General features: G+C 43.7%; 8 protein-coding genes. 3 read left to right on the top strand and 5 right to left on the bottom strand.

All coding sequences use genetic code 11. The features are described 5' to 3' along the window. Nucleotides 1-215 precede the first annotated feature (215 nt). Together VE944_RS30075 and VE944_RS30070 are read right to left on the bottom strand one after the other, a co-directional pair. The gene (locus tag VE944_RS30075) at nucleotides 216-1,418 is read right to left on the bottom strand and encodes an acyl-CoA dehydrogenase family protein (protein ID WP_324986192.1); all 1,203 of its coding nucleotides are present in this window, start codon (nucleotides 1,416-1,418) and stop codon (nucleotides 216-218) included. 261 nt (nucleotides 1,419-1,679) lie between these two features. Then, complete coding sequence (locus tag VE944_RS30070; RefSeq protein ID WP_324986189.1) at nucleotides 1,680-3,314, bottom strand: mechanosensitive ion channel family protein; 1,635 nt, start codon at nucleotides 3,312-3,314, stop codon at nucleotides 1,680-1,682. 98 nt (nucleotides 3,315-3,412) lie between these two features. Here VE944_RS30070 and VE944_RS30065 point away from each other — a divergent pair, with 98 nt between their 5' ends. Next, nucleotides 3,413-3,634: a hypothetical protein gene (locus tag VE944_RS30065; RefSeq protein WP_324986186.1), complete on the top strand. Its 222-nt coding sequence runs from the start codon at nucleotides 3,413-3,415 to the stop codon at nucleotides 3,632-3,634. Nucleotides 3,635-4,041: 407 nt separating this feature from the next. Here the strand turns inward: VE944_RS30065 and VE944_RS30060 are convergent, their stop codons facing one another. After that, entirely contained in the window at nucleotides 4,042-6,324 is a 2,283-nt protein-coding gene (locus VE944_RS30060) for a cytochrome-c peroxidase (RefSeq protein WP_414690179.1), read from the bottom strand. A 281-nt stretch (nucleotides 6,325-6,605) separates the two neighbouring features. On the opposite strand from VE944_RS30060, the gene VE944_RS30055 reads away from it, so the two are divergent. Then, complete coding sequence (locus VE944_RS30055; protein ID WP_324986180.1) at nucleotides 6,606-7,529, top strand: DMT family transporter; 924 nt, start codon at nucleotides 6,606-6,608, stop codon at nucleotides 7,527-7,529. 402 nt (nucleotides 7,530-7,931) lie between these two features. Continuing rightward, nucleotides 7,932-9,707 carry an alpha/beta hydrolase gene (locus VE944_RS30050; RefSeq protein ID WP_324986177.1) on the top strand — a complete coding sequence of 592 codons (1,776 nt, stop codon included), beginning with the start codon at nucleotides 7,932-7,934 and terminating at the stop codon, nucleotides 9,705-9,707. 97 nt (nucleotides 9,708-9,804) lie between these two features. Here the strand turns inward: VE944_RS30050 and VE944_RS30045 are convergent, their stop codons facing one another. Next, complete coding sequence (locus tag VE944_RS30045) at nucleotides 9,805-12,579, bottom strand: response regulator (RefSeq protein ID WP_324986174.1); 2,775 nt, start codon at nucleotides 12,577-12,579, stop codon at nucleotides 9,805-9,807. A gap of 2 nt (nucleotides 12,580-12,581) precedes the next feature. Next, nucleotides 12,582-13,608, bottom strand: a 1,027-nt coding sequence (locus tag VE944_RS30040; protein ID WP_324986171.1) for a sensor histidine kinase, incomplete at its 5' end; no start/stop codon positions are given.

Raw genomic sequence — 13,608 nt, 5'->3', positions numbered from 1 at the left:
GTAGTTATCGAAGAGGACTTGGGGATGGGGAGACAATTCCCCAAGTCGTGCGGCAACGCCCAAGGGTTTAAGACCCCCACCACTTTTTGGTGGACTTGAATCAGGTGGGGTCTGAATCCCCATCTGATTTCCTCCCCTTGTCCCCTTTGTCCCCTTGTCTCTTTCTTCAATCTTTCTCCCCCTGCTCCCCCTGCTCCCTCATCCCCACTCCCCACTCACTTTACTTCCAGTACACTCTTCCCTAAAGATTGGCAAATAACATCATTTTGCGGTGTATGGATACGGCTGCACAAAATATCACGGTAGTGTCGCTCTAAAGGATTCTTTTTTAACAGACCAGGATTACCAGTCAGTTCTAAAGCAATCTCTACAGCACGAATTGAGTTAGTTGTGGTGAGATATTTAACAGCTTGTGCCTGTAATCCTACGTTAGGCTCATACTCACCCCGATCAATATCTTGAGCCAAGCTATAAATCAATCTATTGTTAGCAAACAGCAGTGCTTCTATCTCACCCACAGCAGTTTGGAAGCGTGGCAGAGTTGCCAGTGGCTCTTTGAGATTAGAAGGCGATCGCTCCCAAAGATATTTTACAAGCCAGTCTCGCGCACTAGTAGCAACACCTAGATATAAAGCACTCACTGTCAAACTGCCCCAAGTAGAAATCAGAGGATCAAAGGATGGCGCGGTTGATATGGGGCTAATATTCAAAGCATACTCTCTGGGGATTAATACATTCTCCAAAATGAGATCGTGGCTGCCTGTAGCTCTCATCCCCAAGTGATCCCAGGTTTCGACAATTTGCAAACCGGGCAGATCGCGCGGAACTAGAAAATTGCCAACTTGTGGTTCATCCTCAGTTGTCCGTGCCCAAACAATAAAGTAACTGAGGATGGGACTACCCGTGGTGTATTGCTTGTGGCCTGTTAAACGCCAACCCTCTGTTGTCCGCTCGGCAATTGTAGCAGGCAATCCGCCTCTAGCTGGCGTTCCTAACTCAGGTTCGACACGGGCAGCATTGAGCAGGGCAATACCTTCAATCGATTCACGACACAGCCGTTTATATACTTCTGGATGCCAGCGACGGCTACGGGCTGCATGGGCATGTTGAAGATAGTGCATTGTCAGTACTAGCGCCGTCGAAGCATCGCCACGCGCTATCCCTTCAATCACTCGGCAGATAGTTGCTAGCCCCAAACCTTGACCACCTAATTCACGGGGAATGGTGAGGCTGAGTAATCCTGCCTTATGCAAAGCTGTAAAATTCTCGAAGGGAAAAGAACCATCTTTGTCATGTGCCCCTGCACGGGTAGCAAAGTCTTTGGCCAGAGCCTCAACCTGGTCGAATATATTATTGGGGGGAGTTTCTAAGCCTTTGGCTACAAAGGTGTCTGGCACTGCTTGCTCCAACTGTGACATAAATACTCCTTTAAAATTCACTCTACTACTAAATCCCATCCTGCGAAAAACTGATGTTTCTGCAATCTTGAGATGCTTTCATTGGAGTTAAGCGATCGCAACTACTTGTGGTCTAAATCCTACTTTCTTTTCTGCCTCAGCATCTGACCTCAAACTCAGGTCTTTTGGTGATTTTTGAAATACTACTTAAAGTCGAGCAAATTTTAGTAATTAATAATTATTGCACAAACAGCTTTCTAATAGCAAGCCACGCATCCGAATTTACGTTTGATTTTGACTTGGCTTGATTGGATCTATGCGTTGTTTATTGTTTGACAATTGTTCAAACATTTGTATTAACGCTAACTGCATTTCTGGCGTAAATTCCAACGTGCCAGAACGCAGATGTAAATCTAACTGAGGGAAGGGGATTTCAATTTGTCTTTGCTGTAATGCTTCGTAAATATTGTAGTATAAATCACTTTTGAGCAAGAATTGTTTATTAGGTTCCGCAGTCCAAACTAATAACTCAAAATTTAAAGTGTTGTTACCAAACTCTTTAAACAATACTAGAGGAGAAGGAGCCTGCAATACATGGGGATGCTTAGAGGCTGCATCTAACAGAGCCGCTTGCACGGCTTTGGGATCTGAACTATAAGCAACGCCAACGGGGAGATGAAGGCGAGAAATCGGGTTGCGGTGGCTCCAGTTGATTACTTCTTTTTCCAAGAAGCGAGAGTTAGGTACAATGATTGAAACGTGGTCAAGAGTACGAATTTCGGTACTTCTGCCACCTATTCGCTCGACAGTACCTGTATATTCCCCAACTTCTACAAAATCTCCAACCTGAATCGGACGCTCAAATACTAGTACTAAACCACTACCAAAATTCTTAGCAATATCCTGTAAACCAAAGCCAATTCCAACGCTTAAAGCACTTGCTAAGATTGTCAAAGAGCTAATGTCAAGCCCCCAGATTTGTAGCAGTACCAGTGTGCCAATAAAAATCAGGCCATATTTAAAAAGTATTACTATCGCTTCTTGAGCGCCACGATTTATTCCAGTAAAAGATAGAATGCGAGAACGTAAAAAATTGGTTAAAGTTCCAGCAAAGATAACTAAGCCGAACAACAAACCAATTAAAATTATTAATTCAGTAAGAGAGTAAGGATTCTTGCCTAATGTCAGAATAGGTGAGGTGAAACTGGTTATCAGGATATTTGAAATTTGGTAGCTCCATTGACGAGTAAAAGTAAAGAGATTAGTGATATAAAGAATCGCACTTATCCAAAGTGCAATACGCATACTCGCCAACACTAATTTAAAAAATAATTCTAATATTTTTATTAGTTCGGAATTAGCTATCTCATTGTTAGTAGTAGTTAAGCGAAGTGAAGCTACTCGAAAAAAGTGATGCTTAATCCATCCTAATAGCCAAGTGAATCCGGCAGTTATGAGTAAAATTGCTACTGCTACAAAAGCTGTATGTTGGAGATAGGTTTTAGTTCGCTCTAAGCGAGCTTGCTGTAAGGCTTCTTCAATTTGCCGCCCCCAAATCCTTGCCTGCTCATCAACTGTGCTACCTGGAACAGTATCTTGTTCTGTAACTGTTAACAGATAGCGGTCATTTAGCAAAATAGTAGGTAGCTGGTTGCGTTTTTCAATTTTAACTTGAATAGGTTCAGAAGTTTTAATCGCATCTTTTAGTTGTGAGTTGATTAAATTTGTCCGTTCTTGAGCGCTATACTGACCAGAATCGCTGATCTTAAAAATCTGTTGTCCATCCAAAATAACCGGAGCTTTAGTTAATGCTTGAGCAACGACAGGAGTTAACCAAAGACACAAAATAAAAGTTAGTACTGCAATGAGAATATTGAAATATTTTGATGGCAGTCGCAAACGTTGAGAATAACGCATTAGGATTCTAACAAGATAATTTCAATCAAGCTAATTAATATTAACTAGATTTTGTCACAATCAATTTTTTACCATAAAATAAAACCAATACTGGTACATTGAGATTTCTCATTGGTGATGTCGGTATAATTCAAATGCCCAACGGGAAAAGCTATTTAGCAGGTGTTTTGGTGCAAAGACCAAACTACGATCCCAAAGCTGGAGATTTTGTCCGTGAAGTTTCGAGAAGAGTCTACAATTACCTAGACAATACCAAAGTTAGCAATATAGAACCGATACTTGGCGATGCCTCCGGCGGGCTACGCCTACGCACTCCTTAATAAAAGTCTGACTTTTCATGTTATGTGGAAAAGCTAACGATTCACCTAACCCCCAACTCGTCGCGGGAAGGGGGAAAATTCAAAGTCTCTCTCCTCTTAGGAGAGAGGTTTTCCAGATACCGATGAATTGTCAGAATAAATGTAGGGGCGTACAGATGTACATTGGTGTCAACTTAAGTAAAAACGCTTATCCCACAGGCGTTTTACCCCAACCCTTAATCCCCTCCCCGTTCACGGGGAGGGGAGGTTTTGTCGCTAGACAAAAGCGGGGTGGGGTTCCGACGACTTAATTGGTAATTGAGTAAGCTTGATATAACGTCATTGCCAGGGTTTTGCGTTAAGTTGACACCAATGACAGATGTACCCCCCTACATATCTATCGGTATCAGGTTTTTCGTGAAATGGTATTAGTTCAAGAAATTTCGTATAGCACTACCACCATTCCTACCAACAGCAGGAATTTCTAGTAAGCTATCTGTAGCTTTGCCTGTACCATCGTCGTTAACGGATGTCTGATTACCTGGATGTCCATTGGGCACAAAAAGTTGCGGATGATCAAAAGGCGCTTTCTCCAACCTAACTCGGTCATCAGTTAGTCCCTTTAAAAAGGCGACCAATTGCTGTTTTTCTGCTGATGACAGATTCAATGCGGGAAGAGCGCCAAAGTCACCACCTCGATTGTAAAAATCAATCACTTGCTCTAAAGTGGCTTGACCTCCATTGTGGAAGTAGGGAGCAGTGAGTTCGACATTGCGAAGTCCAGGCGCTTTGAAAGCTCCGTCTGCAATCACTTTTTCACTAGAATTCAACGGTGGATTCAGGGTGGGGGGGTTTTGGCCCAGAAGAAGCTGAAATTTCCCTAACTGAGCCAATCGTGCCTCTGAAAGCGGGTTATTACCTTGTAAACCGTCATTAGCACCCAAACCGGGGTCGTCCGTAACAGGTCTAACGCCGATATTGAAGAAGCCATTGTCTTCAGGGGATTTTGCACCGAACGGCGCACGTTTGATTCGTCCGTCTTTAGCTACGCTGCTCACTGAAGCAGCTGTTAATTCTGATCCAGCGTGGCAACCAATACACAGAGCCTTGCCCTGAAACAGGTCTTTACCTAGTTGCTGCTGCTTAGTTAAGGCTGTGGTGTTTCCTGCCAAAAAGCGATCAAAAGGCGTATCGTTGGCAATGAGTGTAGACTCGTACAACTGAATTGCCAGCCCAAAGAACAGCGAGAAGTTATACTCCAACAGCGTGTACTCATCGGTTTGAGATGAGTTATCAGCGCCGTTGACAAAAGTCCGTTTACCTTCAGAATCAACTTGGATGAGTCGATTAGACTTCCACCACTCCGGCTTAAAGGCATCTTTAATCAGCTCATCGTAGGTTTTATCCTTCAGTCCGGGCTGAGGCGATCTACTGTCTGCACCTAAAACGCTGTCTTGTGGATGTACAACCTGTTTGCCTAAGGGTCTGAGGCGAGATAACTTTTGCCCCAGGACTCGGGGGAGCTTTGTACCTCTAATTGACAGAACATTTTGCACCAGTGTGCTGATAGATGTACTGTTGCCAATTTGCGCCAAATTACCAGTAAGTTCATCAACAGAATTGAGTAGCGGCCCAACTAGATTATCAGCAAGATTATCTAGATTATCTACCGGCAGTTTGCTGAGAGATTTTTTGTTGTCAATTCGCCCGAACTTATCACCAATTTCTTGAAAAGTGCGACCATCAGCCGACAACTCGAAGGAACTCAGTGGCGGCCCAAGCGCCTGAGAAGCCAAAGACGAATTATTCAGTCTGATTTTGACAAATTTGAGTTGATTTGGCTTTTCTGCTTTTACTACAGAGGCGTTAGGATCTCTTAAACCGAAGGGATTCACCCCATTAAAGATGTTCTCTGCCCTTCCATCCCAAAAGTTGCGGAAGTTGAATGCTGCATTAATCACCGTTGGGGTGTTACGCGGCTGGACGCGGCGCACATTTGTACCTCTCACGTTAAACACCGGATCTAGCTCGTTTTTTACTTCGTCTTCCGCGCTACCAGGTTTAACATCAACAAACTTAGCATTGAAGACGCCCTGAGAGGAACTGACATCATTTCGGTCAGATACAACGGTTTTAGGATCATTCGGGTTTGACAGTTTGTGGAAGGGAAAATCTCCCGGTTTAAGCTGGTAGTTTGGCCCACCACCTACATCAAAAACTGTATCCGGATTCACTGTACCATTAGCATTAATCCGCAAAAGCCCAGGAGAAATCTGATTTTTGGATCTATTGTCAGCTCCAGCATGGAAGTGACAACTAGCACAGGAGGTCTTTCCGTCGCTGCCAACTTGCATATCCCAGAAAAGAGCCTTTCCTAACTTGATTGCAGCTACTTTGTCTTTTACAAAGTCTCCTAGATTGTTAGGCTCTGGAACCGATACGCTCTTGAGCGAAGTTAGAGGCGGCGGCGTAACCTGTGCCGATACGGTATTTCCAGCTATTACTGCTGCCAGAATAATGGCAGCAATTGTTATAGTCTTTGAAAATCTTGATCTCAGGTAATTAAACAAAACATTCCTGAATTTCCACCCTTGGCGTTTTATTTTTGTTACCAAAGATTTCAGCAAAAACCGACCTTTTGAGGTCAGTAGCAAATAAATTGATAAGCTAGTAATAAAGACTACTAAGCTTATTATGGGTATAATCCCCATAAGTTTTTTTTGGTAAAACAACAGCGAAAGAATTATACATCTTGAATGAAATTCCAAATGTAATATTCATGTAAAGTAATTAGACAATTTACAAATTTTATGTGATCAAAAAACGCTATTAGACTATAAAGAAATTCAGTAAGGTAGGTAAGCTATTCTACATTTAACTTGCATTCAGCAGGCTATTAACATGCTTTATCTACAAGAGCTTGATAAAATTTAGGTATACAAATTCGATACGTTTAATTTATCATCAGCCCTACTCTAGGTAAAATATTTGAATGTCACTACATCAAAGTTCTGGTCGCTGGCGCTTAGGGCTAGTGTTATCGCTATTGACGGCCTTATTGTGGGGAATTTTACCTATTGCTCTGGCGATCGCTCTGCAAGTACTTGATGTCTATACCGTTATTTGGTTTCGGTTTTTGGTATCATTTTTACTGCTTGGTGTGTATTTAGGAATACGTGGTAAATTACCAAAGTTAGAACAACTGCGTTCTGCTTCTTGGAAATTATTAGCGATCGCTACACTATTCTTAGGGATTAATTACTTTCTCTTCATGCAAGGTTTAGCACTAACATCGCCTGCTAACGCTGAAGTTCTCATTCAATTATCTACCCTTTTATTAGGTTTCGGAGGGTTAGTGATTTTTAAAGAACGTTATCGGCTGTATCAATGGATTGGTGTCAGTGTAATGATTTGCGGTTATATTTTATTTTTTCGAGAACAACTAGCAAATTTAATTACAGCGCCTGGCACATACATACTAGGTAGTGTCTTGATAGCACTAGGAGCAACGTCATGGGCTATTTATGCTTTGGCACAAAAGCAGCTATTACAATCTTTATCTTCCCCTAGCATTATGCTGATTATTTATGGGGGCTGTGCTTTATTATTCACTCCTTTAGCCAAAATACAATCACTTTTTATACTTGATAGCTTCCATTTATTAATACTCGTTTTTTGTGGTTTGAATACTTTAATCGCTTACGGTGCTTTTGCCGAATCATTAGAGCATTGGGAAGCATCACGAGTGAGTGCAGTAATAGCTTTAGCTCCCATTGTGACATTAATATCAGTTGCAGTTGTATCAGTTATTGCACCTAATTGGATACCATCAGAAAACTTCACTTCCATAGCAATATTAGGAGCGGGTTTAGTAGTCATAGGTTCAGTAGCGATCGCCTTGGGAAAAGCTAATTAATAAGAATAGTTTTCAAGATTAGTACTAGGTTTTTCATCTAGTAAATTCGTGCCATCTTCAAAGCTACAACATAAATACTGAGGCAGAACATTTTTTATTTGTTATGATTTACTAGTGAAGGCAAACTACGGGGTCAGCCTCTTATAAGATGGATACTTGAACCATCTGTGTGACTCTGTAGGATCTGATTATTAATTTGATAGCCAAGAGAAAATTCTTGAAGAAGAGTTCAGAAATCAGAATTCAGGAGTCAGAATTAATTAGTAGACGATTCTAACTACTGACTCCTAAATTCTGTTTTGATAAAATCCAGGCTAATAACTTTAAGTAAACCAAGCAGGGTGTCCGAATAACTACCAAAGCCAACACCTGAGAAAACTAGACTACCGAAACAGTTGAGCGATGAATAGTTTGTTTGGTAATTGGGCCAGCACCCTGAGAAAAAATTCTCTATTGCTGGTTCTTTCAATGGTGCTGCCAACGTTTGGAATTAGCAATTCTGTCTTGGCAGCAGAGCAGATTTATGCATCTTATTCAGCTTTAGAGCTTTCCATTTCAGTCACTACTTTAGAAAAGTATGCTAAAACAGGTGTAATTAACGAAGATTTGGCAGCGTATCAGCAATATCTGCCTCTACAACAGTTTCAAGAATTGCGGCGGATTTTACTTAATCGTGTGAAAGTTAGTCCGGTAGTAGTTTCGCAACTTCTCCACACACCCCAAGGAGAGTTGTTGCTGCATCGGTTAGCACAAATTATCAAAAGCAGTCACCCAGAACCAGGATTTGGTGCTTTGCGTTCGGCGCTAATTTTAGCCTCTGGTGAATCGGAAGGCTTAACACTTTTGAATGTATTGCGTAAATATCCCACCAGCAGCATTCGCCTTGACGTAGCGCAGACTTTAGAAATAGCTACGGAATTAGAGAAACTTGTTAACCAAACCCATCGAGCGATCGCAGCAGTTTCGCAAGAGTCTAAAATAGAAGCTGCTACTATCAAACAACCGAATTTATCGCAATTGCCCGATTTAAAGGTTCCGGGAAAGTTTAAGTCGCAAAAATACACCCAAAAGTTTTTTGACTCAACACGCAATCGGCTTTTGTTAACTGATGTTTATATTCCCAATGTCCAGAATGCTGCACCCGTAATTGTGATTTCTCATGGGTTGGGTTTAGATAGCAGCAACTTTCAATATTTAGCCACGCATCTAGCTTCTTACGGATTTGCCGTCGTCGTTCCCAATCACCCTGGTAGTGATGCTAAACAATTGCGTTCTCTATTAAAAGGACGCGTCAATGAAATAGCAGAACCAGGTGAATTTCAAGACCGACCAATGGACATAACATATATCTTGAATCAATTGGAAAAAGGGAATCAATCTGATTCACGGTTTAAAGGTCGGTTAAATCTGCAACAAGTCGGAGTATTTGGTCAATCTTTGGGAGGCTACACAGCCTTAGCCTTGGCAGGCGCTAAAATCAACTTTGAGCAGCTAAAACTTGACTGTCAACCAGCAACACTGCAAAATACCTGGAATATGTCTTTAATGCTCCAGTGTCGCGCTTTAGAATTGAGCATCAGTAAGTCTGGCAAGGATTATAACCTGCGGGATGAGAGAGTGAAAGCTGCGATCGCAGTTAATCCCATTACTAGTTCTATTTTTGGCAAAGCTGGCTTAAGTCAAATCAAAACTCCAGTGATGATTGTCAGCAGTAGTGATGATACAGTTGTACCAGCTTTATCCGAACAAATTTTACCTTTCTCCTGGTTGGCGAATTCACAAAAATATCTCGTCATGCTTGTAGGTGGCACTCACTTTTCCACTATTGGCAATGCCAACCCTACAAATCAACAAGTAGCATTACCTGCTGATATGATTGGCGATGCTTCCCAAGCGCGTCGTTACATGAATGTTTTAAGCTTACCTTTTTTCCAAACATACATTGTAGGAAAGCCGCAATACACGCCCTACCTTAACGCCGCATACACTCAAAGCATTTCTAGTAAGTCGCTTGGTTTGAGTCTCGTCAAGTCATTGAATACAACCGAATTAGCACGATTGCTGGATATTAAAGAAGCCAAACCTGCAAAAGAAAAAGTTCCCAACACCATAGTCAGCTTCGGATTTTGGATGTTGGATATTGGTGTTGCATTGCTGCATGTGATGATTTTTATTTGACTATAAACAATTAGTTTGTTTATTCTCCGGCGAGTTCCCGTGCAATGTCCATGTTTGCTGCGAGTACACGCACGATTTCAACAGGGTTTTCACCCTATTAGTTGTGTTCTAGCAGGTTTAGAATCTTCCTGACTAACTCCTCTGGTTCTAATGGCTTGGTAATGTGAACTTGAAACCCAGCAGTCAACGCTTTTTGCTGGTCAATATCTGCGGCATAAGCGGTAAGCGCGATCGCCGGAATCGTTCCTCCCTGATTGGCTGGGCGCGAACGAATTTGCTCAATCAGCATGTAGCCATCCATATCAGCCATGCCGATATCACTCATAATTACATCAGGAATGAAACTATCAAGTACTTGCAATGCTTCTAGCCCAGACGCTACGGCTGTCACTTTTGCGCCATTTTGTTCTAGCAAAAATGCTTCAAACTCACGAGTATCAGTATCATCATCTACGAGCAAAATTTGCAGGTTGCTTAAGGGAGTCTCTGCGCTTGATGCTTTAGCGTGATCTGACTCAAGGACAATTTTTGCTGACTGATTCAAGATAGGTATTTGAACTATAAAGGTTGCGCCCTGATTCTCACCCAAGCTTTCTGCCTTGACTGTACCACCGTGCAGTTCTACAATTTGACGCACGATCGCAAGGCCAAGCCCCAACCCCCCAAATCTGCGCGTCGTCGAGCTATCCTCTTGCTGGAAATACTCAAACACATACGGGAGAAATTTCGGTTGAATGCCAATGCCTGTATCGCTCACCCGGATCTGAGCTTGCCCTGCAATTTGCCTTAATTCAACGATTACTTGTCCGTCAGTTGGTGTGAATTTGACGGCATTGGTAAGCAAGTTCCACACCACTTGCTGCAAACGGGCAGCGTCACCAGAGATAGGTGCAGTCGCCTCAAAATCAATCTGTAACCCAATATTCTTTGCTTCTGCTGCTAAACGCACCGTTTCGACAGCAGCAGAAATAACAGAGGTTAAATCGACGGGAGCTACTGTTAAGGACAGCTTGCCCTGCATAATGCGCGAAATGTCGAGCAAGTCTTCAATTAATTGTGATTGCAATTTGGCGTTGCGTTCAATCGTTAGCAGTGCTTCACGTTGACGGGTGGCATTGAGCTTGCCTTTTTGCAGCAGTTGTGTCCAGCCTAAGATGGGGTTGAGGGGCGATCGCAACTCATGAGACAGCACTGCTAAAAACTCGTCTTTAATCTGGTTAGCTCGTTGCAACTGTTCTGCGTGTTGCTGAATTGAGACAATTAGGTTTGCGCGATCAAGAGCGATCGCTATCTGCTCAGAAATCAATTGCAGCAAATCGATTTCTTCTCTTGTAAAGCGAGTGCGAGTGCGGCTACCAAAGCAGATGGTTCCCAATAACCGTTCTTGGATAATTAACGGTTGACCGACATAAGTGGTGCCACCCAGGTCGCGGATGGTGTGGGCACGAGGATGAGTGGCAATTTGGGCGTGGTCGAGAACGATTTGCTGGCGTTCTTGAGCCACCAATCCACAGAGGTCTTCACCGAACTCAAGCCACTCGATCGCCTCTACGATCTCTTGAGTAATGCCTTGATGGTTTTTCAAATGTAGGATGGGGCGGTTGTCTTTTGACTCGACGATGTAGTTGTAATAAAAGTCCAACCCTAGCACAGGTGCGAGTTTGCTGAATAAATTGTGCATCAGCGTCATCGGTTGCTCAACCGCCAGGAGATCGCTGGTGATGTCATAGAGCAACCGAAAACGTTCATCAGCTTGCCTCTGTGAGGTTACGTCGCGCATGATTTTAATAAATCCTTGCACGTCGTCCGCTTCATCGCGTATGGGCATCACAAAGCCACTACCCCAAAAGCGACTACCGTCTTTTCGGATATGCCAGCACTCATTTTCTGCCTGTCCTTGAGTTTGGGCGGTCTGCAATTCCCAGATAGCACGGTCTTTTATGTTGTCTTCAAAGGAATAAAGGCTGCGACTGTCACGGCCAATCATTTCTGCTTCTGAATACTTGAACAAGTGTTCGGCACCAGCATTCCAACTGGTGATCGTAGCGTTGGGATCAATGGTTAAAATGGCATATTCTTTTGCACTTTCCACCATTAACCGAAAGCGAGCTTCACTTTGTTTGAGGGCGGTTTCGGTTTGTTTGCGAGCGGTAATGTCGTAGGACATTACCAGCACAGCATCAACTTCACCGCGATCGTTGCGTAAGGGTGTGCCATGAGAAATATAGTAGCGATCGTGGCTGTTGTGCTCAAAGGCAAATGATTCGCCATTGAGAGCTTGACGGAAGTAGGGTTCGTAGCTGGCTGCCAAGGCGGGTTCGAGGACTTCCCAGAGTGTTTTGCCGACAAATTTTTCAGTAGTCATACCGACCCACTCTAGTGCTTCGCCTTCTGCAAGCTGGTAGCGCAAATCTCGATCCACAATGAACACAGCGCCATGAGGCAGTTTGGCCGCAACTTGACGCAGGCGGGCTTCGGCAAGTTGGCGATCGCGCTTTTCTTGGGCTTCTCGTAGCGCTCGTTGGACACAAGGAACCAACCGCCGTAAGTTGCGCTTTAGCACATAGTCGGTGGCTCCCAGTTTCAGGGCTTCAATCGCCAATTCTTCGCCCATACTGCCAGAGACGAAAATAAAGGGCGTGTCAGGACACAAGTTTTCGGCAATTTTCAAGGCGGAAATGCCATCAAAACCGGGCAAGGTATAGTCTGCCAAAATCAAATCAAACGCATTGGTTTCTAATGCCTTCACAAACTCAGCGCGAGTTTCTACCCGGAGCAGTTCAAAATTAGCGCCGCCATCGGTCAGGGTGACATTTATCACCTCTGCATCAAGGGGATTGTCTTCCAGCAAAAGAAAGCGCAATGCTGTCATAACTACACCTTATGTTTCGGGAGCGAAAAGTAAAACGTTGCGCCCTCGTCGATTGCGCCTTCTGCCCAGATGCGTCCGCCATGTCGATGAATGATCCGCCGTGCAGTGGCAAGCCCGACTCCTGTGCCAGGAAACTCGTCCTGGGGATGCAACCGTTGAAATATGCTAAATAGTTGATCGCAGTATTCCATGTTGAACCCTGCACCATTATCTTTGACAAAGAAAATCACTTCTTGCTCCTGTTCAATCCTACCAATTTTGATGGCAGCTTCGGTGTTATTGCGCGTGTACTTGACGGCATTCGACAGCAAATTTTGTAGTACTAGCCGCAGCAGTGCCGAATCAGCCTTTACCGTTGCCAATGGTTCGATTTCCCAGTGGAGCGATCGCCCGATTAGCTCCGGCTGCAAGTGTTCTCGCACCTGTTGCACCAATTGGCTGATATTAACAGTAGTTAAATACATTTTTGTCTTCCCCAGGCGGGAAAATTCCAGCAAGTCGTCTACCATTTTTTCTGCCTCAAGAGCAGATTTGGTGATAATGTTGAGAATCTGCAAACTGGATGCATGGACGGGGGTTGCATTGAGCTTGCTTTGCAACTGTTCGGCAAAGCTGCTGATGTAGCGTAGCGGCGTTCGCAAGTCGTGGGATATTGAGGAAGAAAACGCCTCCAGTTCTTGGTTAATGGCTTCTAGTTGAGCAGTCCGCGCTTTCACTTGTTGCTCTAAGCGATTATTGAGTGTTTGTACTGCCTGCATTACCTGTTCGCGGTAGACTGCTTCGCTTCGCAGCTGTGCTAATTGGAGGTTGGCATTGACTCGCGCTAACAATTCCCGTGCCGAGAAGGGTTTAATTAAGTAGTCATCTGCGCCAGTTTCTAAACCTTGCACCCGTGATTCTTCACCAGCACGGGCAGAGAGCAAAATAATCGGGATTGTCTGGGTATTTGGTGAAGCCCGTAGCGATCGCAGCAACTCAAATCCATCCATTCTGGGCATCATCACATCTGCTAACACCAAGTCATAGATG

Origin of the sequence: Nostoc sp. (assembly GCF_035638895.1) — a bacterium.
Lineage (GTDB): Bacteria > Cyanobacteriota > Cyanobacteriia > Cyanobacteriales > Nostocaceae > Nostoc.
Note: the sequence above shows the minus strand (reverse complement) of the source record. Positions and strands in the feature narration are given on the sequence as shown.